The organism is Micromonospora sp. S-DT3-3-22 (genome assembly GCF_015354745.1).
Lineage (GTDB): Bacteria > Actinomycetota > Actinomycetes > Mycobacteriales > Micromonosporaceae > Micromonospora > Micromonospora wenchangensis.
Window position 1 is genome coordinate 14130 of sequence record NZ_JACGMO010000073.1, and the last position, 23072, is coordinate 37201.

The 23072-nt window shown below is 73.5% G+C and carries 26 protein-coding genes; 13 read left to right on the forward strand and 13 right to left on the reverse strand.

What is annotated here, in order from left to right; all coding sequences use genetic code 11:
• The first annotated feature begins 104 nt into the window (after positions 1–104).
• Both H1A17_RS20630 and H1A17_RS20635 read left to right on the forward strand, forming a co-directional pair.
• Positions 105–2225 (forward strand): SpoIIE family protein phosphatase, encoded by a 2121-nt coding sequence (locus H1A17_RS20630; protein WP_194822692.1) that lies wholly within the window; start codon positions 105–107, stop codon positions 2223–2225.
• Between the two features lie 165 nt (positions 2226–2390).
• Positions 2391–3686: a sodium:proton antiporter gene (locus H1A17_RS20635; protein WP_145918819.1), complete on the forward strand. Its 1296-nt coding sequence runs from the start codon at positions 2391–2393 to the stop codon at positions 3684–3686.
• A gap of 23 nt (positions 3687–3709) precedes the next feature.
• On the opposite strand, the gene H1A17_RS20640 is transcribed toward H1A17_RS20635, so the two are convergent.
• Positions 3710–4648 (reverse strand): NAD(P)/FAD-dependent oxidoreductase, encoded by a 939-nt coding sequence (locus tag H1A17_RS20640; RefSeq protein ID WP_194822698.1) that lies wholly within the window; start codon positions 4646–4648, stop codon positions 3710–3712.
• Positions 4649–4742: 94 nt separating this feature from the next.
• On the opposite strand from H1A17_RS20640, the gene H1A17_RS20645 reads away from it, so the two are divergent.
• Entirely contained in the window at positions 4743–4955 is a 213-nt protein-coding gene (locus tag H1A17_RS20645) for a DUF3072 domain-containing protein (RefSeq protein WP_088644100.1), read from the forward strand.
• A gap of 2 nt (positions 4956–4957) precedes the next feature.
• Here H1A17_RS20645 and H1A17_RS20650 read toward each other — a convergent pair whose 3' ends face one another.
• From H1A17_RS20650 to H1A17_RS20660, 3 genes are read right to left on the reverse strand one after another with little or no spacing between them, the layout of a single operon-like run.
• Complete coding sequence (locus tag H1A17_RS20650; protein ID WP_145918817.1) at positions 4958–5458, reverse strand: metallophosphoesterase; 501 nt, start codon at positions 5456–5458, stop codon at positions 4958–4960.
• Between the two features lie 43 nt (positions 5459–5501).
• Entirely contained in the window at positions 5502–6281 is a 780-nt protein-coding gene (locus H1A17_RS20655; RefSeq protein WP_194822693.1) for an SDR family oxidoreductase, read from the reverse strand.
• 40 nt (positions 6282–6321) lie between these two features.
• The gene (locus H1A17_RS20660; protein ID WP_194822694.1) at positions 6322–8169 is read right to left on the reverse strand and encodes a glycoside hydrolase family 15 protein; all 1848 of its coding nucleotides are present in this window, start codon (positions 8167–8169) and stop codon (positions 6322–6324) included.
• Positions 8170–8336: 167 nt separating this feature from the next.
• Between H1A17_RS20660 and H1A17_RS20665 the strand changes: the two genes are divergently transcribed.
• Positions 8337–8924 carry a general stress protein gene (locus H1A17_RS20665; protein ID WP_145918815.1) on the forward strand — a complete coding sequence of 196 codons (588 nt, stop codon included), beginning with the start codon at positions 8337–8339 and terminating at the stop codon, positions 8922–8924.
• Positions 8925–9103: 179 nt separating this feature from the next.
• Here the strand turns inward: H1A17_RS20665 and H1A17_RS20670 are convergent, their stop codons facing one another.
• Both H1A17_RS20670 and H1A17_RS20675 read right to left on the reverse strand, forming a co-directional pair.
• A complete protein-coding gene (locus tag H1A17_RS20670) occupies positions 9104–9295 on the reverse strand; it encodes a DUF397 domain-containing protein (RefSeq protein WP_145918814.1) in 192 nt (63 codons plus the stop codon).
• Entirely contained in the window at positions 9286–10053 is a 768-nt protein-coding gene (locus tag H1A17_RS20675; protein WP_194822695.1) for a DUF5753 domain-containing protein, read from the reverse strand. Before H1A17_RS20675 ends, H1A17_RS20670 begins: the two co-directional genes overlap by 10 nt.
• 427 nt (positions 10054–10480) lie before the next feature.
• Between H1A17_RS20675 and H1A17_RS20680 the strand changes: the two genes are divergently transcribed.
• Together H1A17_RS20680 and H1A17_RS20685 are read left to right on the forward strand one after the other, a co-directional pair.
• Positions 10481–10762: a hypothetical protein gene (locus H1A17_RS20680; protein WP_240762743.1), complete on the forward strand. Its 282-nt coding sequence runs from the start codon at positions 10481–10483 to the stop codon at positions 10760–10762.
• Positions 10759–11013 (forward strand): flavin reductase, encoded by a 255-nt coding sequence (locus H1A17_RS20685; RefSeq protein ID WP_240762741.1) that lies wholly within the window; start codon positions 10759–10761, stop codon positions 11011–11013. The genes H1A17_RS20680 and H1A17_RS20685 overlap by 4 nt, the downstream gene beginning before the upstream one ends.
• A gap of 50 nt (positions 11014–11063) precedes the next feature.
• On the opposite strand, the gene H1A17_RS20690 is transcribed toward H1A17_RS20685, so the two are convergent.
• Together H1A17_RS20690 and H1A17_RS20695 are read right to left on the reverse strand one after the other, a co-directional pair.
• Positions 11064–11660 (reverse strand): DUF1684 domain-containing protein, encoded by a 597-nt coding sequence (locus tag H1A17_RS20690; RefSeq protein WP_145918812.1) that lies wholly within the window; start codon positions 11658–11660, stop codon positions 11064–11066.
• A 366-nt stretch (positions 11661–12026) separates the two neighbouring features.
• Positions 12027–12575 (reverse strand): GNAT family N-acetyltransferase, encoded by a 549-nt coding sequence (locus H1A17_RS20695; protein WP_240762739.1) that lies wholly within the window; start codon positions 12573–12575, stop codon positions 12027–12029.
• Between the two features lie 114 nt (positions 12576–12689).
• Between H1A17_RS20695 and H1A17_RS20700 the strand changes: the two genes are divergently transcribed.
• Together H1A17_RS20700 and H1A17_RS20705 are read left to right on the forward strand one after the other, a co-directional pair.
• Positions 12690–13172 carry a MarR family winged helix-turn-helix transcriptional regulator gene (locus tag H1A17_RS20700; protein ID WP_145918811.1) on the forward strand — a complete coding sequence of 161 codons (483 nt, stop codon included), beginning with the start codon at positions 12690–12692 and terminating at the stop codon, positions 13170–13172.
• 10 nt (positions 13173–13182) lie between these two features.
• A complete protein-coding gene (locus H1A17_RS20705) occupies positions 13183–14169 on the forward strand; it encodes a pirin family protein (RefSeq protein ID WP_145918810.1) in 987 nt (328 codons plus the stop codon).
• A gap of 59 nt (positions 14170–14228) precedes the next feature.
• On the opposite strand, the gene H1A17_RS35145 is transcribed toward H1A17_RS20705, so the two are convergent.
• Entirely contained in the window at positions 14229–14357 is a 129-nt protein-coding gene (locus tag H1A17_RS35145) for a hypothetical protein (RefSeq protein WP_255470155.1), read from the reverse strand.
• A gap of 137 nt (positions 14358–14494) precedes the next feature.
• Here H1A17_RS35145 and H1A17_RS20710 point away from each other — a divergent pair, with 137 nt between their 5' ends.
• Entirely contained in the window at positions 14495–16084 is a 1590-nt protein-coding gene (locus H1A17_RS20710) for a phospholipase D-like domain-containing protein (protein ID WP_145922680.1), read from the forward strand.
• Here H1A17_RS20710 and H1A17_RS20715 read toward each other — a convergent pair.
• Positions 16013–16786, reverse strand: a complete 774-nt coding sequence (locus H1A17_RS20715; protein ID WP_240762737.1) for an acetoacetate decarboxylase family protein — start codon at positions 16784–16786, stop codon at positions 16013–16015. The genes H1A17_RS20710 and H1A17_RS20715 overlap by 72 nt on opposite strands.
• A gap of 317 nt (positions 16787–17103) precedes the next feature.
• Between H1A17_RS20715 and H1A17_RS20720 the strand changes: the two genes are divergently transcribed.
• Entirely contained in the window at positions 17104–17925 is an 822-nt protein-coding gene (locus tag H1A17_RS20720) for a SigB/SigF/SigG family RNA polymerase sigma factor (RefSeq protein ID WP_088644086.1), read from the forward strand.
• Between the two features lie 145 nt (positions 17926–18070).
• Here H1A17_RS20720 and H1A17_RS20725 read toward each other — a convergent pair whose 3' ends face one another.
• Genes H1A17_RS20725 through H1A17_RS20735 form a run of 3 tightly spaced genes read right to left on the reverse strand, consistent with a single transcriptional unit; the run spans position 18071 to position 20860 of the window.
• The gene (locus tag H1A17_RS20725) at positions 18071–18664 is read right to left on the reverse strand and encodes an N-acetyltransferase (protein ID WP_145918809.1); all 594 of its coding nucleotides are present in this window, start codon (positions 18662–18664) and stop codon (positions 18071–18073) included.
• Positions 18661–20181: an APC family permease gene (locus H1A17_RS20730; protein ID WP_145918808.1), complete on the reverse strand. Its 1521-nt coding sequence runs from the start codon at positions 20179–20181 to the stop codon at positions 18661–18663. The genes H1A17_RS20725 and H1A17_RS20730 overlap by 4 nt, the downstream gene beginning before the upstream one ends.
• 52 nt (positions 20182–20233) lie before the next feature.
• Positions 20234–20860 carry a GPP34 family phosphoprotein gene (locus H1A17_RS20735; protein WP_194822696.1) on the reverse strand — a complete coding sequence of 209 codons (627 nt, stop codon included), beginning with the start codon at positions 20858–20860 and terminating at the stop codon, positions 20234–20236.
• A 142-nt stretch (positions 20861–21002) separates the two neighbouring features.
• Here H1A17_RS20735 and H1A17_RS20740 point away from each other — a divergent pair, with 142 nt between their 5' ends.
• From H1A17_RS20740 to H1A17_RS20750, 3 genes are all read left to right on the forward strand, one after another.
• Positions 21003–21848 (forward strand): helix-turn-helix transcriptional regulator, encoded by an 846-nt coding sequence (locus H1A17_RS20740; protein ID WP_194822697.1) that lies wholly within the window; start codon positions 21003–21005, stop codon positions 21846–21848.
• A gap of 43 nt (positions 21849–21891) precedes the next feature.
• Positions 21892–22092, forward strand: coding sequence for a DUF397 domain-containing protein (locus H1A17_RS20745; protein WP_088644091.1), 201 nt, complete (start codon positions 21892–21894; stop codon positions 22090–22092).
• A gap of 25 nt (positions 22093–22117) precedes the next feature.
• A partial coding sequence (locus H1A17_RS20750; protein ID WP_309236826.1) for a helicase-related protein occupies positions 22118–23072 on the forward strand: 955 nt, incomplete at its 3' end.

Consider the following 23072-nt stretch of genomic DNA (forward strand, 5'->3'; position numbering starts at 1 on the left):
CGACATGTCTATGGAGAACCCGCCGGAACTACACGAAGGTCGGCGTCAGCGGAGGCGCCGGGCATGATCGGGTCGCTCGGGCCGGCTCCGGATAGGCTGCGGACATGCCAGGCACGGTCGGGCGGGTCCCGACGTCACCAACCCCCGCACCGGGGCCGGCCGGGGTCACACCGGAGGCGGCGACCGTGCCGGCCCACCCGTGGGCCGACACCCCGCTGGGCCCGCAACAGGGTTGGGACGTGACCATCCGCGTCCTGGTCGACGTGATCCTGTCCTGCCCCGTGCCGATGGCGCTGCACTACGGCGACGACTTCGTGCTGCTCTACAACCAGGCGTACGCGGAGGTGATCGGCGACCGGCACCCGGACGCGATGGGCCGGCCGGCCCCCGAGGTCTACGCCGACCTGTGGCACGCCCCGGGCGTCGGCGAGGTGATCGAGCGGGCCTACCGGCACGGCGAGTCCTTCCTCCAGAAGGAGTCGGTGCTCCCCGTCCACCAGCAGGGCACCGGCGAACACACCGTCTTCACCCGGGGCCACTCCCCGGTCCGCGACAGCACCGGGCGGATCGTCGGCGTGCTCACCGTCGCCGCCCAGACCAGCCAGCTCACCCAGCAGTTGCAGAGCCTGTCCGACTTCGCCGCCGCGCTGTCGGGCACCCTCACCCTCGACGACGTGGCCCGGGTGACGCTGCGCTACGCGCTGCACTCCTTCGACGCCGACCAGGTGTCCTTCGCCGTCGACGACGGCCCCGCCTGGCGGCTGGTCCGGCGCGTCCGGGGCGAACTGCTCGACGAGGCCGACGAGCGGCTGCCCCCGCTGTGGCGGCCGGTCCCGGCGGACACCACCGCGCCGGTGGTGGTCGGCGCGCGCAGCGGGGTGCCCTTCTTCGCCGGCGACGGCCAGCCGCTGCGGGACACCGCCGTCGACCGGCACGACCAGAAGATCCGTTCGCTGGCCGCGCTGCCGCTGCGCTCGTCGGTGATCCGGGGCGGCCTCGCCGTGGGCTACCAGACCCCGCACGGCTGGACGGCGGCGGAACGGGCGCTGCTGGCCGCCTCGGCCGAGCTGGTCGGCCAGGCGGCGGAGCGCGCCCGCCGGTTCGAGACCCAGCACGGCACCGCCCAGCTGCTGCAACGCAGCATGCTCCCGGAGCAGTTGCCGGCGCTGCCCCGGCTGCGCATCGCCGCCCGCTACGACCCCGGGGTCGACGGCAACGCCGCCGGGGGCGACTTCTACGACGCGTTCCTGCTGCCCTCCGGTGACCTGGGCGTGGTGCTGGGCGATGTCGCCGGGCACGACGTGCAGGCCGCGGCCCGGATGGGGCAGGTACGCGCGGCGCTGCGGGCGTTGGCGCTGACCGATCCCCGCCCGGACGCCGTCCTGGCCGGGCTGGACCGGCTGGTGGCGAGCCTGGGCACCGAGACCGGCACCCACGAACTGTTCGTCACGGTGGCCTTCGGGGTGGTCGACGCCGACCGGGGCGAGATCACCCTGGCCAGCGCCGGTCATCCCCCGCCGCTGATCCGGCGGTCCGGGCCGGACGGCGACGCCACCGCCGTCTTCGTCGAGCTGCCGACCGGCGCGCCCCTGGGGTTGGGGTGCCGGCCGCACACCGCGACCGTGCCCTTCACCCCCGGCGACACCCTGCTGCTCTACAGCGACGGGGTGGTCGAGCGGCGGCGGCAGAGCCTCACCGCCGGCCTGGCCGGGTTGGCGGCGGCGGTGGCCGGGGCGGCCAGCGGCGACCCCCGGGCGCTGTGCGCGGTCGCCACCGGCGCGGTCCCCGGCGCCACCGAGGACGACGTGGCGGTGCTCGCGGTGGAGCACGCGCTCAAGCCGAGCCGGTCGGCCGGGATGGAGATGCCCGCCGAGCCGACCGCGCCCAGCCGGGTGCGCCACTGGATGACCGCGCAGCTGGCCGAGTGGCAGGTGCCCGAGGCGGTGATCGGCGCGGCGGTGCTGTGCACCAGCGAGCTGACCACCAACGCGTTGCTGCACGCCGGCACCGCCGCCCGGGTGGAGATCGACCTCAGCCCGGAACGGCTGCTGGTGTCGGTGGCCGACTCCGGCACCCGGGGCGCGGTGACCCGGGCCCAGACCGACACGCTGAGCAGCCGGGGCCGGGGCCTGGGGCTGATCGAACAGCTCTCCGACGCCTGGGGCACCGACCCGACGGTACGGGGCTCGACGGTCTGGTTCGAGATCCTTCTTCCCCCCGGCTGACCGGCCCCCACCGGCGGGTCCGGCCCGGCCGGCCAGCGGTCCATCGGCGGCCACTGATCGACCCCCGGGCCGGGACAAGCCGGACACCCAGGCTTAGCCCGGCCGGTCACGGGGCACAGTCCCACCCCCGCCCACACCCGTGGCCGGGGGTGAGAGGTGGTCGGGGTGGAACTGGTCGATGTCGAGTTCGCGCTGGTGGGCGTGGGCGCCCTGCTGGCCGGGGTGCTCCCCCGCCTGCTGGAGCGTCGCCCGCTGTCGATGCCGATAGCGTTCCTCGGCCTCGGGATGCTGGTCTTCGCCCTGCCGATCGGGCTGCCCGCCCCGGACCCGCTGCGGTACCCGCAGGTCGCCACCCACCTGACCGAGATCGGCGTGATCGTGGCGCTGATGGGCGCCGGCCTCAAGATCGACAGACCGTTGAGCTGGCGGAAGTGGTCGTCCACATGGCGGTTGCTGGCGATCGCGATGCCGCTGTGCATCGCGGCGGTGGCGCTGCTCGGCTGGTGGTGGGCGGGCCTGGTGCCGGCCGCCGCGCTGCTGCTCGGCGCGGCCCTCGCCCCCACCGACCCGGTGCTCGCCTCCGACGTGCAGGTCGGCGAACCCACCGACGCGGAGGACTCCGAGGACGAGGTGCGCTTCGCGCTGACCTCCGAGGCCGGCCTCAACGACGGCCTGGCCTTCCCGTTCGTCTACGCGGCCATCGCGATCGCCACCGCCGGGCTCGCCCCGTCGGGCTGGTTCGCCGAGTGGTTCACCGTCGACGTGCTCTACAAACTGGCTGTCGGGATCGGCGGTGGCCTGCTGGTCGGCTGGCTGCTCGGCAAGCTGTTCTTCCGCGCCCCGAGCGAGCTGCGGCTGGCCCGGCACGCCGAGGGCTTCCTCGCGCTGGCCGCCACGTTCCTGGCGTACGGGCTGGTGGAGGTGATCGGCGGGTACGGGTTCCTGGCCGTGTTCGTCGCCGCGCGGGCGATCCGGGCCGCCGAGCGGACCCACGAGTTCCACGCCGTGCTGCACGACTTCGCCGAGCAGACCGAGCGGCTGCTGACCGTCCTGCTGCTGCTCCTGTTCGGCGGCGCGGTGATCACCGGCCTGCTCGCCCCGCTCACCTGGCAGGCGGCGACCGTCGGGCTGGCCCTGGTGTTCGTCATCCGGCCGCTGGTCGGCTGGCTGTCGCTGCGCGGCGCACCGGGTCGACCGGCCGAGCACTGGGTGATCTCGTCGTTCGGCATCCGGGGCGTCGGCTCGTTCTACTACCTGGCGTACGCCACCACCAAGGCGGACTTCGCCCAGGCGGACCTGATCTGGGCGACGGTCGGCCTGGTGGTGGTCGTGTCGGTGGTGGTGCACGGGATGGCCGCGACCCCGGTGATGCAGTTGCTGGACCGGGCCGGTGAACGCACCTCCGATCCGGCGGAGCGGGGCCGGCACGACGAGCCGGCCCTGGACGGCGCCCGGGGCTGACCGGTCACCGGCCGGCCGGACGGTCAGCTGAGCCGGCGGGCCAGTTCCCGGCCCAGGTCCCGGCCGGAGCGCCAGGCGCTCTGCACCCGGGGCCTGCCGAAGGCGTCCCCGGCCAGCCCGACCAGGTCGTCGTCGAGGAAGAACCCACCGTCGGGGTCCGGCTCGACCGGCCGGGCGTACGTCCACCGGTGCACGTGGACCAGCTCGGCCGGGTCCGGCAGCCCGAGCAGGTCACGGACGGCCTCCTCGACCGCCGGGCCGGCCGCGCCGGGCTGGGCCAGGTGACCGGCGGCGAACTCCGGTGTGGTGTGGGCGACCAGCACAGGGGCGGCGTCGCCACGCCGGTCGCCGTCGTCGCAGACCAGGGCGAGCACCGGGTGTTCGTTGACGAAGGCGCCCCGGAAGTCTGCCCACCGCCGGCCGGGGAAACGCAGCACCGCGGCGAGCACCGGCGACCACCGCTGCCGGCCGGCGGCCCGGGTGGCCCCGGTCAACGCCGGGTCGAGCAGCAGGGCGGCCTGCGGTCCCGGGGTGCACAGCGCGACGGCGGCGGCGGACTCGCCGTCCACCAGCGGGCCCGGCGCGACGCCCGACACGAACCGGTCCACGGTCACCGGCAACTCCCGGGCCATCTCCTCGACCAGGGAACGCAGGCCGCGCGGGGCGGCCCAGCGGACCGGTCCGGGCACCTCCCGCCGGCCGTCCGGGCCGTACGCGACGAAGGTGTCGGTCCACTCCCGCACCAGCCCGGCGGCCTGCCAGCGCCCGACCACCTCGACGAAGTCCGGGTCGTCGGCGGTGAGGTACGCCGCCCCCAGGTCGGCGGGGCGACCGTCGAAACGTCGGCTGGCCATCCGGCCGCCGGCCACCCGACCACGTTCCCGGACCTGCACCGGTACGCCCGCCCGCGCCAGTTCCCCGGCGCACGCCACCCCGGCGATGCCGGCACCCACCACGATCACGTCCGTGTCCACCGGTTGATCGTAGGCACCGCGACCGGCATGACCGGGCGGACGGCGGGGTATTGGCACGGCTGTTCGAGGAGAGGTGAACGTGATGACCGACAACGACCAGCTGCCCGACCCGCGTGGGGCGATCAAGGACCCGGACGAGTGGGTGACCGGGGACGAGCCGCCCACCGCCGCCCAGGAGTCGTACCTGCACACCCTCGCCCGGGAGGCGGGCGAGGAGGTGCCGGACGACCTGACCAAGGCGGAGGCGTCCCGGCGGATCGACGAGTTGCAGGAGGAGACCGGCCGGGGCCGGTGACCTCAGCGGGGTGGCAGGCGGTGCAGCACGACCCGGTCGAGTTGTCCCGCCGCCACCTCGGCGGTCAGGTACGTGGCGTACGGCTGGGCCCGCCGGTCGGTGGGTGAGCCCGGGTTGAGCAGCCGCAGGCCGCCCGGCGCGACGCTGTCCCACGGGATGTGCGAGTGGCCGAAGACGAGCAGGTCGCGGTCGGGGAACCGGGCCGCGCAGCGCTGTTCCCGGCCGGTCTTCGGCCCGGTCTCGTGCACCACCGCCACCCGCAGCCCGGCCAGCTCCACCTCGGCCACCTCGGGCAGCCGGGCCCGCAGGTCGGGGCCGTCGTTGTTGCCGTACACGCCGACCAGCCGACGGGCCCGCTCGGCCAGCCGGTCGAGCAGGTCCACCTCGACCCAGTCTCCGGCGTGCAGCACCACGTCGGCGGCGTCCACCGCCGTCCAGACCTCGTCCGGCAGCTCCCGGGCGCGCCGGGGCAGGTGGGTGTCGGCGATCATGAGCAGCCGCATCAGGCGGGCCTTCCGGGCGGGGGCCGGGGCGCGGCCGGCCGGCTCAGGCGCCCTGGCCCTGATTCTGCATCAGGCCGCCGTCCATGAAGTACGTCGACCCGGTCACGTAGTCGGCGTCGTCACTGGCCAGGAAGACGGCCAGCCGGGCGATCTCGACCGGTTCGGCGGCCCGCTTCCACGGGATGCTCTGCACCTGTTCCGCCAGGTACTTCGGGTCGTCGATGGCCTCCTGGTTGAACGGGGTGAGCACCATTCCGGGCCCGATGTTGTTGACGTTCATCTGCATCGGGGCGACCTCCAGGGCGAGGCTCTTGGCCAGTTCGAGCATGCCGCCCTTGCTGGCGTCGTAGTCCGCCCCGCCGGCCCGGGCGACCTCCTGGTGGATCGAGGTGATGTTGATGATCTTCCCGCCGCCGCCCTGGTCGCGGCGGTGCCGGACGAACCGCCGGCAGCAGAAGAACATCCCGTACAGGTTGGTGCGGATGCACCGGTCCCAGGTCTCGGTGTCCAGGTCGGCCACGCCGATGCCGGAGGCGTCCACCCCGGCGTCGTTCATCAGCACGTCCAACGCGCCGAACTCCGCCAGCGCCTCGTCGAACATCGCCTCGACCTGGTGCTCGACGCTGATGTCGCCCTGCACCACCACCGCCCGTCGGCCGGCCTTCTCGATCTCGGCCCGGGTGTGGTTCGCGCCGGCGTGATCGTGCAGGTAGTGCACCACCACGTCGGCGCCCTCCCGGCCGAACTCGATCGCGGTGGCCTGCCCGATGCCCGAGTCCGAGCCGGTGATCAGGGCGGTGCGGCCGGTCAGTCGTCCGCTCATCAGCGTGTTCCCTCCGTCGGTCCGTGCCGGTCGGCACGGCTCACGTCGACGTCGCCACGACGTCGGTGCCGGTCGTCACGAAGTGCGGCCGGTCGGTGGCGAGGTCGCGTCGTCGTTCGGCGATGTCGGTGAGCAACCCGGCCGCGTTGATCAAGCCGATGTGCGAGAAGGCCTGCGGGAAGTTGCCCACCTGTTCGCCGGTGGCCTGGTCGATCTGCTCGGCGTAGAGGCCGAGGTCGTTGACCCGGCCGGCGAGCTGCTCGAACAGCCGGGTGGCCCGCTCCTGCTCGCCGGCCAGGGCCAGGCAGCTCGCCAGCCAGAACGAGCAGATCACGAAGCCGGCCGGGTCACCGTCCCAGCGGCGCAGCAGCCCGTCCCGGGACAGTCGCCGCTCCACCACGTCGATGGTGGAGCGCATTCTCGGGTCGGCGGCGGGCAGGAAGCCGACCAGCGGCATGAGCAGCACCGAGGCGTCCAACCGGTCGGAGTCGAAGGCCCCGGTGTACGCGCCCAGCCGGTCGTTCCACCCCCGCCGCAGCACCGCCGCGCGGACCTCGTCGCGGGCCCGCGTCCACCGCACGACGTCGGCCGGGTCACCGAGCCGGGGACCGAAGCGGACCGCCCGGTCCAGCGCCGTCCAGCACTGCACCTTCGACGACACGTAGTGCCGTTCGGCGTCGCGGGCCTCCCACATCCCGGAGTCCGGCAGGTGCCAGGCCCGGACCGCCTGGTCGGCCAGGGCCCGCAGCAGGTGCCGTACGTCGGGCGACATCGGGTCCAGGTAGTGCCGCATCAGCCAGGCGGCGTCGAGGATCTCGCCCAGCACGTCGTTCTGCCGCTGGGTCCAGGCGTCGTTGCCGACCAGCACCGGTCGACTGTCGGCGTAGCCGCGCAGGTGGTCGAGGGAGTGTTCGGTGAGATCCCGCTCGCCCTCGACGCCGTACATGATCGGCACCCGGCCGTCGTCGATGCGGCCCATCGCCCGCGCCACCCAGGAGAACTGCCGGTCGGCCTCGTCCGGGCAGGCCGAGCGCCACAACGCCTGGAGGGTGAGGCTGAAGTCGCGGACCCAGACGTAGCGGTAGTCGTAGTTGCGGTCGCCACCCACCTGTTCCGGCAACGAGGTGGTGGCCGCCGCGACGATCGCGCCGCTGGGCTGGTACGTCATGCCCTGCACCACCATCGCGCTGAGGCGTACCTGGTCGCGGTACAGGCCCCGGTAGTCGTGCAGGTCGGCCCAGGAATGCCAGCCGGCCACCGCGTCGGCCACCACCCGGTCGGCGGCGGGCAGCGCCGGTTCGCCGCCGTCGTAGGTCGGGGCGTACCCGAGGGTGAGCCGCAGGGTGTCCCCGGCCCGGACCGTCGCCCGGCCGACGGCGTCACCGTGCCGGCAGGCCAACGGCACGTCGGAGCGCAGGCTGAGCCGGCACGCGCCGGCACGCGCGTCGATCACCCCGGCGGCGTGGGTCAGGTACGCGGTGACCCGGCCGTACTCGAACCGGGGAGCGAACTCGACGCGTACCGGCACCTCGCCGGAGAGCCCCTCGACGAGCCGGGCGAGCACCCGGGGCGAGCGCAGGCCGATGTCGTGCCCGCGCGCCTCCGGTTCCAGGGCCAGCGCGTCGGTGACCGCCACCGAGCCGGTGCCGGTGTGGAAGACGGTACGCAGCACCAGCGAGTCGTCCAGGTAGGAGCGGGACACCCGGACGTCGTCGCCCTCCGGAGTGATCGACCAGTGCCCGGCCCGGTCGTCGAGGAGCCGGCCGAAGACCGACGGGCTGTCGAACCGGGCCGGGCACCACCAGTTGACCGAGCCGTACCGGTCCACCAGCGCGGCGCTGCGCCCGTCGGCGAGGAACCCGTGCTCGCTGATCCGTCCGCTGTCCACGGGGCGGGTTACCCGGGCACCGCGGAGCGCATTCCTCGACCACACCGCCTTCTGTCCGTCCGCCCGTGACCGTCACCCCGGCGGCCCGGGCCGCCCGGATTGCCGGAGCTGCCGGCGTTACCTCGGCGGGCCGGCGGGAACGCCGGTCGTTGACGAAGGAGGATGCCATGACCAGAGCAGCGAACCCGACCGCCACCTGGCGACCCGGGATGCCGGGCGGCGACAACCTCCCGTCCGGTCCGGCCGGCCGGCCGGCGACGCCGCCGGGGGACGGACACGGCCCGCAGGCCGGCCCGCCCACGGTGACGATCGGCGCGTACCCGGACTACCCGTCCGCGCAGCGCGTGGTGGACTACCTGGCCGACAACCGGTTCCCGGTGGAGCACACCGCGATCGTCGGGACCAACCTCACCCTGGTGGAGACGGTGCTCGGCCGGCTCACCACGGGACGCGCCGCCCTGCTGGGCGCCGGCACCGGCGCGTGGTTCGGTCTGTTCATCGGTCTGTTGTTCGGCATCTTCACGGTCGGCAACTGGCTCGCGGTGATCCTGGTCGGACTGGTGATCGGTGCCATCTGGGGTGCCGTGTTCGGCGCGGTGGCGCACGCCATGTCCGGCGGCCAGCGCGACTTCACCTCGGCCAGTTCGCTCCGCGCCGGCCAGTACGCGGTGACCGTCGACGCCGCTCTGGCCGACCAGGCGCGGCAGATGCTCGGCCGGATGCACCTGACCCCGACCGGGGCCACCGCCCGCTGACCCGTCCGACCCCGCCGCCGTCCCGACGCGCCCAGCGCCGGGGCGGCGGTTCGCGTCGGGGCGACGGTCGCGTGGTCGGCCCCCGACCGGGGCGGGCGGCCCGACCATGACACGCCGGGAGCACCCGTCACCCGGGCAGCGAGGAAGGCCCCGGCCGACGGGGGCACTGGGATTTCTGGCTAGCGGGACGCCCTCGCGAAGTCCACGAACCCCCGCCACGCACCCGGCGCGAACGCCAGCGTCCCACCCTCACGGTCCTTCGTGTCCCGCACCAGGACGACGCCGGGCAGGTTGTCGGCGACCTCGACGCAATTTCCGCCGTTGTCCCCGCTCTTCGTGCTCTTGCGCCACCGCGCGCCGGTCAGGTCCATGCTGACACCGCTTTCCTGATGAGGTCGAGAGACTGCGACCGGGGTAGGGCCTCGCCGACTATGCGGGCCCACCTACGTTCAAGGCTAGCGATCTCTGCCGCGTCGTCGGTGATGTGTGCGCTGGCCGGACCGTCCTGGTGCGCCATCCGCGCACCGTCCGGCAGTTCGGCCAGGACGAACGGACCGCCCATGCCCAGGTAGATAGGCGTGTCGAGCGGTACGACGTGCACCTGCACGCACGGCAGTTCGGCGCAGGCCGCGAGGTGTTCGCACTGCTCGCGCATCAGCTTGCCGTCGCGGCCTGCGCGCCGCCGGAGGACCGCTTCATCGAGCACCCCGACGACGAGCGGAGGCTGCGGCCGGTGGAGGATCGCCTGCCGCTGCATCCGTGCCGTCACCAGTTCGTCGACCTCTTCGGGGGTGGTTGTCGCCAGCGCCAGCGTCGCCCGCGCGTACGCCTCGGTTTGGAGGAGGCCGGGCACCCATGCCAGCTCGAATCCCCGTAGGGCGACCGCCTCGCGCTCGATGTCGACCCAGGACCGGAACCATGCCGGTTCACGACGCTTCAGCGCATCCGGCCAGAGGTCCAGGATGTCGCGGCCCAGGACCGCCGCGACCTTGGCGCGATGCCGGGTCTGCGGGATGCTCCCGTGGCGTGCCCACCTGGCTGCGGTTTTCGGGTCGACCCCGACCTGAGCTGCCAGGCTCTCGGCGGTCTCCCCGGTCTGCGCCATGGCCTCTTTGACTGCCAGATTCATCCCGTTCCCTCCCACGTTGCGGCCGAACATTCTGAACGTCTGCCTGCATATTGCTACGCGGTGTGTTTGCTCCACAACCCTCGGCAAGGTGGAGCCCGGAGCGGCGCCGCCGGTTGGAGGGGAGATCCGCCGGCCGCGTCTGCTGCGGGGGCCGTCTCCTGTGGAGGGGCAGGAGGCGGCCCCCGTTCCATCCACCGCTACGAAGGGGGAGCACCGTGCCGGACACGCCGGAGCCCGACAGCCCACCACCGCCCGAGCCGCGCCGCAAGCCTGACGACCCACCACCGGCACGCCCGTCGGTGCCCGGCCCGATCGGGCCGTTCGTCCCACCGTGGCGGGGCCCCGGCCGGCTGGCGAACGCCGTCCCCTGTCACCGCCGGGCCCACTGCCACCGCCGGGCCCCCCGGCTGGAACGGGAGCTAGCCCGGTGACCCCGCACACGATCCGCCCCGGCGACGTGCTCCACCTGACGCGCGCCGCGAGCGTGCAGTTCATCCGTCCGATCACGGTACGGGTCATCCGGGTGCTCACCGACCGGCACACGTACGACTGTTGGTTGTGGATCGACGCCTACGAGCTGGACGCAGCCGGCGACGCGGTCCGGCGGCGGACCCTGTTCCTGATGCCGGCCGGAGCGACGCGCCTGGAGCCCGGCCCCCGTCGACCGGCTCCGCGCAGGCCGGTCCCGGGAAAGGTCGTGGTGGCGTGACCGAGCTGCTTCCCGGCCGGCACACGCCGCTACCACCCACCTGGCTCTGCCGGATCGACGCCCACCCGTGGCCCTGCGGGGAAGCGAAACTCGCGCTCCTCGCGGCGTACGCCGACGACCGGCCGGGCCTGCTGACCCTGCTGTCGAAGCTCAAGGAGGAAGCCGAAGACCAGCTCACGCAGCTCGACGGCGGCAGGCCAGTGGACGCGACCGACCGATTCCTGACCTGGGCATGCCAGGCCGGCCGCTGACCTCACCTCTCGCCGAGCGGCGGGGCGGGTGGGGCGGGGACGTGGCAGGGTCAGCGGTCGCGGCGAGGATAGACCAGTTCACCGGCCCGGATCGGTGTGGCGAGCCGGTTCTCCGGGGGTGCCAGCGGGCAGGCCCAGGTGTCGTCGTACGCGCAACTGGGGTTGTAGAGGTAGTTGGCGTCGAGGCGCACCCGGTGGCCGGGGAGCACGGTGAGTCCCCGCCCGAAGGTCCCCTTGACCGTGTCGGTGAGGTACCGGCCACCGCCGTACGTCTCCCGGCCGCTGGTGCCGTCGCGGACCGGCACGAACAGTCCCCCGCCGTACGCCTCGATCCACCACACGGTCAGCGGCCCCCACGGTGTCTCGGCGACCGCCACCCGCCGGTAGCGGACCACCCCGTCCGGGCCGCCGGTGTCGATGGTCTCGGTGCCGGAGGCGGGGCGTAGCGGGGCCTCGACCACCGCCCCCGGGTCCGGCGGGAACCAGCCGAGCCCGGGGAAACCGGCCCGGTCGGCGGCCGGCAGCGGGCTGGCCGGGTGACTGCGGAACAGCTCGTCCCGGGCGGCCCGGAAGCCGGCCAGGTCGGTGTCGGACAGGTAGAGCGCGGCGGTGCGTTCCCGCCAGTCGAGCACGTCGAGGTCGTCCACCCGTCGACCCTAACCAGCCGCCGAACCCGACCCGCCCCTCTCCCGCCACCCCAGCCGCTCTCCCCTCCCCCGCCCTGAGCCGCTCTCCCCCGAACCCCCGCGCCCTCCCCCGAGCCGCCGTCCCCGGTGATCAAGAGGTTCGCGTCAGTATCGGGCTGAACGATGACGCAAACCTCTTGATCACCGGGGACACCGCCGGGACACCGCGCCGAAGGGGCGGTGATCAAGAAGTTTGAGGCGGAAATCGGGCTCAACGGTGACGCAAAGCTCTTGATCACCCGGGACAGGGCAGGGCCGCGGCGGGGGCGACGGGTGAGCGGGGGCGACGGGTGAGCGGGGGCGACGGGTGAGCGGGAGCGGAGCGGGTCAGTTGTCGGTGGCGAGGCGGGCGTGCAGGTGTTCGTCGTGCCGGTGGCCGTCGCCGTAGCGGTGCGACTCACGCAGCGTGCCCTCCCAGCGGTAGCCGGCACGGGTGGCGACCCGGCAGGAGGCGGGGTTGTCGACCGCGTGGCACAGTTCGATCCGGTGCAGGTCGAGGTGGGTGAAGGCCCAGCCGGTGAGCGCCCGCAGCGCGCCGGAGGCGACCCCGCGTCCGCGCGCCGGCCCGGCGGTCCAGTAGCCGACGGCGGCGTTGCCGTCCCGGATCTGGTGCACGGAGACCGCGCCGAGCAGCGTCCCGTCGGTGGCGTCGGTGACCGCGACGGAGACGTGGCTGCCGTCGCTGCGGTCGGACCGCCGGGTGATCCACGCGGCGGCCTGCGCCAGGTCGGTCACCCCCTGCCCGTTCCACCGGACGATGTCGGGGTCGACGAGGGCGGCCAGCACGGCCGGCGCGTCCGCCGCCCGCCAGGGACGCAGCACCAGGCCGGGCGCGGTGATCTGTACGGGTTCCACCGGGGCAGTCTGCCAGCTCACCGGCCACTCTTTCCTTCAAATCCTGAATTTCCTCCCGTCAAGGAGAAATGTCTCGCTGCTCACAGGCACATCAGAGAGCTTGTTTAAATTTGAAAGAGTGCTACTGTTCGGGGCATGACGGAGAGCCTGGACAGCGAGCGGATGGCCTGCTGGCGCGCCTACATCGAGGCCAGCCAGCGGCTGTTCACCCAGCTGGAGGACGATCTGCGCGCCGACGGCGAGCTGAGCTTCGCCGACTACCACGTGCTGGTCCTGCTCTCCGAGGCACCGGGCCAGCGGCTACGGATGGGCGAGCTGGCCGCCCGGCTGGTCTTCTCCCCCAGCCGGCTCACCTACCAGATCTCCACCATGCAGCGGCGGGGTCTGGTCGCCCGGCAGTCCTGCCCCGGGGACCGTCGGGGCAGCGAGGCGGTGCTCACCGCCGCCGGGCTGCTGGCCCTACGTGAGGCCGCGCCGGGGCACCTCGCCTCGGTCCGGCGGCACCTGATGGACGACCTCGACGACGCCGAGGTCGCCACCCTGACCCGGGTCTTCGACCGGCTCGGCCGGCGGCTGCGCGCCGACCGGGACGCGTCGTCCACCCACCGCGACACCTGAGGAGCCCGCGATGCCCGCGATCACCGTCGACGACGTCCTCGTCCTGCCCCGCCTGCCCCGGCTCGACGAGACCACCAGCTACCGGCCGGTCCGCCGGCTGACCACCGCCCCCAGCGGCTACGAGGGTGAGGGCTTCCCGGTCCGCCGCGCCTTCGCCGGGGTGCCGATGTCGGATCTCGACCCGTTCATCCACCTCGACCAGATGGGCGAGGTGGACTACGCGCCGGGCGAGCCGAAGGGCACCCCGTGGCACCCGCACCGGGGCTTCGAGACGGTCACCTACATGATCGACGGGATCATGGACCACCAGGACTCGCAGGGCGGGGGCGGCACCATCACCGACGGCGACACCCAGTGGATGACCGCCGGCAGTGGCCTGCTGCACATCGAGGCCCCGCCGGAGCACCTGGTCGCCAGCGGTGGCCTCTTCCACGGCCTCCAGCTCTGGGTCAACCTGCCCCGGGTGGCCAAGATGATGCCGCCGCGCTACCAGGACATCCGTGGCCGGGAGTCGGCGCTGCTGACCACGCCGGACGGCGGCGCGCTGATCCGGATCATCGCCGGTGAGATCGCCGGGCACCAGGGGCCGGGGTCGACCCACACGCCGATCACCATCGCGCACGTCACGCTCCAGCCCGGCGCCGAGCTAGACCTGCCCTGGCGGGCCGACTTCAACGCGCTGGTCTACGCGCTCTCCGGTCGCGGCACGGTCGGCACCGACCGGCGGCCCTTCCAGGGCGGCCAGTTGGCGGTGCACGGTCCGGGCGACGCGCTGCGGGTGACCGCCGACGGCAGGCAGGACGGCAACACCCCGGCCCTGGACCTCTACATCATGGGCGGCCGGCCCATCCGGGAGCCGGTGGCGCACTACGGGCCGTTCGTGATGAACACCCGCGCCGAGCTGATGCAGGCCTTCGAGGACTTCCAGGCCGGCAAGCTGGGCGTGGTGCCCGCCCAGCGGCTGCCGCACACCGGCGGCCAGGGCGACCGCCCCTGAGACCGACCTCCGACGGGCGTCCCGGTGTCACCGGGACGCCCGGGCCGGGACCGCGACGGTCAGGACACCGCGAAGATGCCGGCCACCCCGAGGATCACCATCAGCAGCACCGCCAGGATCGCGCCGCGTTCGCTCTCGACCGCATCCGTACGGTCCTCGTTCGCGGGGTTCGTCGTCTCGGCGGGCATGGCCTGGCCTCCTCGGCGTGCATGGCTTCGCGGGGTGCGGTAGGCCACCGTCCGGGCGGGTTCCGGGGAGACCCGGAGTGCGTACCGACGGCGGGGGTCCTACCGTGAGGACGTCGTCGACCTCGGGAGGCTGGAACGTGGCGATCGAGGACTGGTTCCTGACCGCTGAGGAACGCGCCAACCCGGTCTCCCGGATACCCGTCTGGACGTCCGGAAACCTCGCCGAGCCGTTGATTCACGGGTCGGCGTACTTCGACCGCCTGGTCACCGAGGTCGAGGCGCTCGGCGCGGGCGACCAGCTCTTCTTCACCGACTGGCGGGGCGACCCGGACGAGCGGATGCGCCCGGACGGCCCGACGGTGGCCCAGCTCTTCGCGCGGGCCGCCCAGCGGGGCGTGCTGGTCAAGGGGCTGCTCTGGCGCTCCCACCTCGACGCGTTGTCCTACAGCGAGGCGGAGAACCGCGACCTGAGCGAGACGGTCAACGCCGCCGGTGGTGAGGTGCTGCTCGACCAGCGCGTCCGGCGGGGCGGGTCGCACCACCAGAAGCTGGTGGTGCTGCGCCACCGCGACGCCCCGGAGCGGGACGTCGCCTTCGCTGGCGGGATCGACCTGTGCCACAGCCGCCGCGACGACGCCGACCACCATGGCGACCCGCAGGCCCTCGCCATGTCACCGAGGTACGGCCCGCACCCGCCGTGGCACGACGTGCAGTTGGCCGTCCGGGGGCCGGTGGTCGCCGCGCTGGACACCACGTTCCGCGAGCGGTGGACCGACCCGATGCCGTTGGACTCGGAGAACCCGCTGGCCTACCTGCGGGACCGGCTGCGCGGCTCCGACCTGAGCCCCGATCCGCTGCCCGACCCGCCGGCCGACCCGCCGCCCTGCGGCCCGCACCACATCCAGGTGCTGCGCACCTACCCGGCGGTGCGGCCCCGCTACGCGTTCGCCCCGGACGGCGAGCGGACGGTGGCCCGCGGCTACACCAAGGCGGTACGCCGGGCCCGCCGGCTGATCTACCTGGAGGACCAGTACCTCTGGTCGACCGAGGTGGCCGAGCTGTTCGCCGAGGCGCTGCGGGACAATCCCGACCTGCACCTGGTCGCGGTGGTCCCCCGCTACCCGGACGTCGACGGCGCGTTGGCGCTGCCGCCCAACATGGTGGGCCGGGAGCAGGCGCTGTCGCTGTGCCAACGGGCCGCGCCGGAGCGGGTGCACGTCTTCGACGTGGAGAACCGGGCGGGCGACCCGGTCTACGTGCACGCCAAGATCTGCGTGGTCGACGACGTGTGGGCGAGCGTGGGCAGCGACAACTTCAACCGCCGGTCCTGGACGCACGACAGCGAGCTGTCCTGCGCGGTGCTCGACGAGACCCGCGACGAGCGGGCCCCCGTCGACCCGGCGGGTCGGGGTGACGGGGCCCGGGTGTTCGCCCGGGACCTGCGGCTGCGGTTGTGGCGGGAGCACCTGGACCGGGACCCGGACGGTGCCGACGACGCCGACCTGCTGGACCCGGCCAGCGCGGTCGCGGCGATCACCGCCACGGCGGACGCCCTCCAGCGGTGGCACGACTCGGGCCGCTCGGGCCCCCGGCCGCCGGGCCGGCTGCGTCCGCACCGGCCCGAGCGGCTGCCCTGGTACACCCGGCTGTGGGCGCTACCGGCGTACCGGCTGGTCTACGACCCCGACGGCAGGCCGCTGCACGCCCGCCGCGAGGGCACCTGGTAGGTCCCGTCGGTCGGGGGCCGGCGCGGGCGGGGTGGGGTACCGGGTCAGGCCGCCCGGGTAGGCGAACGAGGTGCGCGGGGCGTAGCACCCGCTGGCGATGAGCAGGGGGTTCTCCGGGCGCAGCGCGTAGCTCGGGTGCCGGGGGTCGAGGAACTCCACCGACTCGATCTCGAACGGGCTGACCGGTTCGGAGACGTAGGGGTAGACCCCGCTGAACAGTTCGCCGTCGCGCCGGGTGAAGTAGCGGTGGTGGCCGGCGCGCAACTCGTGGCCGGTGTGGCCGATCCGGGCCCGGGTCCGGATCAGCGGGACGCCGCCGACCTCGGTGTCGGCGACCAGCACGTCGCCCCGTTCCCGCAGGGTGGTGCGTCCCAGCACGGCCGGGGCGCCCCGGGCGGCGGCGTAGTCCCGGACCCGGGGGCTGGAGGTGACGTAGTGGGTCCACCAGCCGCCGGGGGTGACCCCGTCGGGCGCGTCGACCCCGGCGAGGGCCACCCCGACGTAGGTCAGCGAGTACGCGCCGAGGCCGGAGGTCTGGGCGGCGTCCTCGACGACGTACTGGTTCATGAAGACCTGCCGGTCGGGCCGGGGGCACAGGCCGGGCGGGACCAGGGCGGCGACCGCGTCCGGGTCGGCCGGCAACCAGCTGAAGTGCAGCGTACGGCTGTCGACGACGAGCTGCGGGTGCGCGGGGTCGAGCACGTGGTCCTCCGTACGGCGGTGGTCTCCCGCGACGCTACGGGCGGTCCTGTCGGCGGGACAAGGACGGATAGCCGACACCGCTGCCGTGGTGTCGGGTTCCGGGTGGCCTGCCGCATCGACCGGTGCCCGTGATCACATTCGACGCGAACCATGTCCGATAGTGCGTCTTTGCGATAGAAAATCACTTAAGTACATCAGCCTTTCGGCTAGATTTCCACTCACCGATCAGGCTATGGTGGCTTCCGAACGGCCCATCTGAAGCTAAACCGAAGCGTCACGTCTTTTTGACCGCGGACGAGGTGCAGGGAGGACCACCAATGACCGCGCCCACCATGAGCAAGCCGGCGGCGACACCGTCCACCACCGAGAAGCTGGACCCGCGCGCACTCACCGACAGCGCCGCCGACCTGCTGAACGCGATGGCCGCGCTGCCCGCCGGCCACCCGTCCCGGGCCGCGCTGCGCGACCGGGCGATCGAGGCCTGGCTCCCGCTGGCCAACCACCTGGCCCACCGCTACAGCGGCCGGGGCGAGCCCACCGACGACCTGGCCCAGACCGCCGCCGTCGGCCTGATCAAGGCGATCGACAAGTTCGACCCGTCGCGCGGCGTCGACTTCGCCGGCTACGCCATCCCGACCATCATCGGCGAGCTGAAGCGGCACTTCCGCGACCGCACCTGGGACATCCGGGTCCCCCGGCGGCTCCAGGAGCTGCGGCTGGCCATCTCCGACGCCAACAGCTCGCTGTTGCAGACCCTCGGCCGCTCGCCGACGGTCGCCGACATCGCCGCCCACCTCAAGCTCACCGAGGAAGAGGTCCTGGAGGGCCTGGAGGGTGCCCGCGCGTACAACGCGGTGTCGCTGTCCACCCCGACCGGCGACGGCGACCGCGCCACCGAGCTGGGCGACATGCTCGGCGGCGAGGACAACGAGTTCGAGCTGGCCGAGCTCCGGGTCGCTCTCGGCCCGGCGCTGGCCACCCTCGACGAGCGTGAGCAGAAGATCCTCACCCTGCGCTTCTACGGCAACCTGACCCAGTCGCAGATCGCCGACCAGATCGGCGTCTCGCAGATGCACGTGTCCCGGCTGCTCGCCCGGGCCCTGACCAAGCTGCGCGGTCAGCTCGACGGCACCTACTAGGGGTGGAGGCGGTCACCGGCCCGGCGGGCCGGTGACCGCCACGACCACGGGGCCCGGTCGGCGGTTCGCCGACCGGGCCTTCCCGGTTCCCAGCGACGGACCGGCCCCGGCACGCACGCGTGCCGGGGCCGGTCCCCGTCCGGGGTCAGCCGACCGCCGGGTCCCGCCACATCGGATAGAACGGCGTGCCGTCCGGCAGTCGGAAGATCTCCCGCGGCCGGTAGCCGTGCCGGGCGTAGAGGTCCCGCCCGGCCTCGCTGCTGGCCTCCAGGTAACCGGGCACCCCGTGGGCGTCCAGCCAGGCGTGGTGGTGCCGCAGCAGCGCGGTGCCCAGCCCCTGCCCCTGCCGCCCCGGCCGGACGGCGAGCAACGCCAGGTGGTGGTGGTCGGGGTGCGGATGGTTGGCGGCGAACAGTTCGTCGAGGTGCTGGAACCGGGGGGTCCACTCCCCGCAGGCGGCGGCCAGCCGGTCGTCGTAGTCCGCCGGGGCCGGCGACCCGTCACCGACCTGCGGGAACCAGACCGCCACCGCGTCGCGGTCGGCCGTGCCGAAGACCAGCCCGTGCCGCATCGCGTGGTCGACCAGGATCTCGAAGTTGTCGGCGAAGACGGCCTCCCGCTTGGCCTCGTCCGGCACCAGCCACCGGGTCGCCGGGAGCACCAGGAACGCCTCGGCGATCCGCTCGGCGACCCAGCGGGTGTCGGCGGCGGCGAGCCGTCCGATGGTCGGCGCGGTCACCGGCGGGACTCCACCGGCACCGGCTGCTCCACCGGCGGGGCGAACAGCGAGGTGGCCGCACTCTCCGCGCCCCGCCCGATCCGGGCGTAGACGTCGGGCCGGTTGGAGCGCAGCACCAGGCCCCACAGCAGGCCGATCAGCGCGGCCACCGGGTAGACCCCGGGGATGATCCAGCGCAGCGGCGAATCCGGCGCGACACCGAGCAGGGTGGCGAAGTTGGCCACCGCCACCGCCACGACGGCGGCCAGCGCGACGGTGGCCAGGGCCGGGGCGATCGCCCGCTTCCACAGCGACTCCGAGGTGTCGGAGCGGGCGAAGTAGACGATCACGGCGACGCTGGTGGTGGCGATCAGCAGCAGCACGCCGAAGCCGCCGCCGGTGCCGGCGTAGTAGAACAGCTGCACCACCGGGTCCCAGCCGTTGACCGCGTACAGCACGATCACCAGCAGGCCGAGCAGGCTCTGCGCCAGCGAGGCCACCCGGGGTGCGCCGGTACGCGGCGAGGTCTGCCCGAAGGCGGCCGGCAGCACCCGCTCCCGGCCCAGCGCGAAGGCGTACCGGGCGGTGGTGTTGTGGAACGAGATCATCGCGGCCAGCACCGAGGTCATGAACAACGCCTGGCCGATGGTGACGGCGGTGTCGCCGAGGTGCGCGGCGGCCAGGTTGAAGATCAGTTCGATGCTCTGCTCACCGGCGGCGGCGGAGATGTTCTCCGGGCCGACGGCCACGGTCATCGACCAGGAGGAGAGCGCGTAGAGCCCGGCGATGATCGCCACCGAGAGGTACGTGGCCAGCGGGACCGTCCGCCGCGGGTCCTTGCTCTCCTCGCTGAACACCACCGAGGACTCGAACCCGACGAACCCGGTCATGGCGAGCACCAGCAGCGCGCCCGCCCCCGGCACCAGGAGGTTGGCCGGGGCGAGGGCGGCGAAACTGGTCGAGCCGCCCGCCGGGTGGCTGAGCTGACCCAGGTCGAACACGACGATCACCACGATCTCGGCGATCAGCAGCACCGCCAGGACCAGGCCGTTGACGTCCACCCGCAGCAGGCCGAGGAAGGCGACCAGGGCCCAGGCGACCAGGGCCACCACGGCCCAGTGCGGTTCGACGCCGAACAGGGTGCCGAGCACCGGGGCGGCGGCGGCGCCGATCGCGCCGTAGAGACCGACCTGGAGGGCGTTGTACGCGATGAGCGCGACCCAGGCCGCGCCGACGCCGGCCGGCCGGCCGATGCCGCGCGAGACGTAGGCGTAGAACGCGCCGGCGTTCTCCACCCGGCGGGCCATCGCCACGTAGCCAACGGAGAAGAGCGCCAGGACGGCGCCCACGGCGAGGAAGGCCAGCGGCATGCCGGTGATGCCGGTGACCGCGTAGCCGGTGGTGACCACGCCGGCCACCACGGTCAGCGGCGCGGCGGCGGAGAGGACGAAGAAGATGACCGACGGAACGCCGAGGCGGCCACGGGCCAGGGCGTCGCTGACGTTGCTGGGGCGGTCGACTGTCGGATGCGGGGGCATGGGGCTGCTCCGGAAGAGGGGAGAGGAGGGGGAAGGGGGTGGCGCGGCGAGATCAGGGGATGCCGCGCAGCACCGCCGCGCCGACCGCGGCCTCGGTGTGCACGACGAGTTCCTTCAGGGGGGCCGGCAGCGAACCGACGAGGGTGGACAGCCGGTGGTGGGCGCGCGGTCCGGCGCTCCACAGCACCTCGCGGGTCAGCCCGGCGGCGGCCACCAGCCCGAGCAGCGTGGTGTCCGACACCAGCGGCTGTTCGGGCCGTTCGACCAGGGCCCGCAGCCGGGTCGCCGGCCAGGCGGCGGCGTTGAGGTCGATCGGCAGGTAGCTGACGGTGGTACGCAGCAACCGGCGGTTCTCCTGCCGGCGCAGCACCCCGGCCCGGGCCAGCCGCTCCCCCACCGACGTGGTGGACGACTGGGCCAGGAAGGCGAGCCAGGTGCGCACCGCCTGGTGCTGCGACTCACCGATCAGTTGGTCGAGCACGGTGTGGGCCAGCGCGTCGGCCGGGGGACGCCGGTCGATCACGGTGACCAGTCCACCGGAGACGGTGATCTGTCCGAACAGGATCAACTCGGCCAGCAGTCCGGCGGCGAGGCCGAGCCCGGTGGCGCTCGGGTGCAGTTTGGCCTTGCCACGACTGTCGTTGTGGGCGATCAGAAAGAACTCGTCGGCGACCAGCAAACGAGCCTCCCACGCATTGTCCACAGGTGATCCACGCCGGGTGACAGGATGCCCGCAGAGCTCCAGCTTTGCAACTCCCGGATTCGATAGTTGCACTCCGTGCTCGTGCGACCTGCGGATCTTGTCGTGACAGACTCGGAGGGTGACCGTCAGCCCCACCGTTCGCCGCCGCCGCATCGCCCGTGAACTCCGCCAACTGCGGGAACGCGCGGGCATGACACTGGACGTCGCCGCCCGCCAACTCGACATGTCCAAGAGCAACCTGTCCCGCATCGAGAATGCCCAGATCGGCATCAAACCCCGTGACGTGCGTGCCGCGCTGGCCCTCTACGAGGTGACCGGTGTCGACGCCGAGGCGCTCATCGAGATCGCCCGGGGCGCCCAGCAGCGCGGCTGGTGGCAGAACTACAGCGACGTGCTGCCCGAGTGGTTCGAGTTCTACGTCGGCCTGGAGGCGGAGGCGGAGGGCCTGCGCACGTACGAGGCGGAGTCCGTACCCGGGCTGCTGCAGACCGAGGCGTACGCCCGGGAGATGTTCCGTCGTACGGCCGGCGAGGAGGGGCTGGAGCGCAAGGTGGCCGCCCGGCTGCGACGCCAGGAGGTGCTGCACCGGGACTCGCCCCGGGTCGAGTTGTCGGTGGTCCTCAACGAGGCGGTGCTGCTGCGTCCGGTGGGCGGGCCGGCCGTCATGGCGGAGCAGTTGACCCACATGGCCCGGGTCGCCCAGTCACCGAACGTTACATGCTACGTACTTCCGTTCTCGGCCGGGGGCCATCCCGCGATGAGCACCCCGTACGTGATCCTCACGTTTGCCGACGCGGCCGACAATTCCGTGGTTTACCTGGACAATCTCACGGTGGGTCTGGCGCTGGAGGAAGCGGGACACGTGCGCGGGTATACCCTTGTGCACGAGGAGCTGTGCCGGATGGCACTGGATCCGGAGCGGTCCCTGGCCCGCCTGGAGGAGGCTTCTCGTCACTTTGCGTGATCGCATCGCCGCGGCACGCCCTGGGGGGAACGGAAGGTACGGAATGCAGGCGCTGCCTCTGTCCATGATGGACTGGCGGACCAGCAGCCGCAGCAGCGGCAACGGCAACTGCGTGGAGATCGCCTCCACCGACGACCGGATCGCGGTACGCGACAGCAAGGACCGGTGCGGCCCCGCGCTGGTCTTCTCCGCCGATGCCTGGACAGCCTTCGTCACCGGCATGGAGGCGGTACGCCGGGTCTGACGCCCGGCGTGCCACAGTGGCAGCCGTGCTCCGTGACGTACCCCTCGACCTGCCGGTGCGACCGGCGCTGGCATCCCTGCTGCGAGCGCTGACCGACGCCGGCGGCGCGGTCCTGGTCGCCCCGCCCGGCACCGGCAAGACCACCCTGGCCCCGCTCGCCGTGGCCGACGGGGTGGCCGGGCGGGTGCTGGTCGCCCAGCCCCGCCGGGTGGCCGCCCGGGCGGCGGCCCGGCGGATGGCCGACCTGCTCGGTGAGCGGGTCGGCCAGCGGGTCGGCTACGCCGTGCGCGGCGACCGCCGGGTCGGACCGGACACCCGGGTCGAGGTGGTCACCACCGGCCTGCTGGTCCGCCGGCTGCTGCGCGACCCGGACCTGCCCGGGGTCGACGCGGTGCTGCTCGACGAGGTGCACGAGCGGCAGCTCGACGCCGACCTCGCGCTGGCCTTCACCGTGGAGGCCCAGGCGGCGCTGCGGCCCGAGCTGTGGCTGGTGGCGATGTCGGCGACCCCGGAGGCGGACCGGTTCGCCGCCCTGCTCGGCGGCGACACGCCGGCCCCGGTGGTCCGCGCCGAGGCGGCCCTGCACCCGGTCACCCGGGTCTGGACGCCACCACCGCGCCCGGTCGCGCCACCGGGCGCGGGACGGGTCGATCCGCTGCTGCTCGACCACGTCGCCGCGACCGTCCGGCGGGCCCTGCACGAGCAGGACGGCGACGTGCTGGTCTTCCTGCCCGGGGCGGGCGAGATCGGCGCGGTGACCCGCCGGCTGGCCGACCTGACCGACCGGGTGGCCGTCCTGCCGCTGCACGGGCGGCTGCCCGCCGCCGCGCAGGACGCCGCGCTGCGCCCCGCCGACCGGCGTCGGGTGGTGCTCGCCACCTCGGTCGCGGAGAGCAGCCTCACCGTGCCCGGGGTCCGGGTGGTGGTCGACGCCGGCCTGGCCCGGGTGGCCCGCACCGACCTGGCCCGGGGGCTGGGCG

Excerpts from the sequence above, each read along its gene's own strand:
- H1A17_RS20650 (WP_145918817.1), bottom strand. The coding sequence starts at position 5,458 with ATGCGGCTGCTCATGATCGCCGACACCCACCTGCCCCGGCGCGCCCGG.
- H1A17_RS20645 (WP_088644100.1), top strand. The coding sequence starts at position 4,743 with ATGACCGACAACGACCAGCTGCCCGACCCGCGTGGGGCGATCAAGGAC.
- H1A17_RS20720 (WP_088644086.1), top strand. The coding sequence starts at position 17,104 with ATGACCGCGCCCACCATGAGCAAGCCGGCGGCGACACCGTCCACCACC.
- H1A17_RS20670 (WP_145918814.1), bottom strand. The coding sequence starts at position 9,295 with ATGGACCTGACCGGCGCGCGGTGGCGCAAGAGCACGAAGAGCGGGGAC.
- H1A17_RS20730 (WP_145918808.1), bottom strand. The coding sequence starts at position 20,181 with ATGCCCCCGCATCCGACAGTCGACCGCCCCAGCAACGTCAGCGACGCC.
- H1A17_RS20630 (WP_194822692.1), top strand. The coding sequence starts at position 105 with ATGCCAGGCACGGTCGGGCGGGTCCCGACGTCACCAACCCCCGCACCG.
- H1A17_RS20655 (WP_194822693.1), bottom strand. The coding sequence starts at position 6,281 with ATGAGCGGACGACTGACCGGCCGCACCGCCCTGATCACCGGCTCGGAC.
- H1A17_RS20700 (WP_145918811.1), top strand. The coding sequence starts at position 12,690 with ATGACGGAGAGCCTGGACAGCGAGCGGATGGCCTGCTGGCGCGCCTAC.
- H1A17_RS20745 (WP_088644091.1), top strand. The coding sequence starts at position 21,892 with ATGCAGGCGCTGCCTCTGTCCATGATGGACTGGCGGACCAGCAGCCGC.
- H1A17_RS35145 (WP_255470155.1), bottom strand. The coding sequence starts at position 14,357 with ATGCCCGCCGAGACGACGAACCCCGCGAACGAGGACCGTACGGATGCG.
- H1A17_RS20665 (WP_145918815.1), top strand. The coding sequence starts at position 8,337 with ATGACCAGAGCAGCGAACCCGACCGCCACCTGGCGACCCGGGATGCCG.
- H1A17_RS20705 (WP_145918810.1), top strand. The coding sequence starts at position 13,183 with ATGCCCGCGATCACCGTCGACGACGTCCTCGTCCTGCCCCGCCTGCCC.
- H1A17_RS20675 (WP_194822695.1), bottom strand. The coding sequence starts at position 10,053 with ATGAATCTGGCAGTCAAAGAGGCCATGGCGCAGACCGGGGAGACCGCC.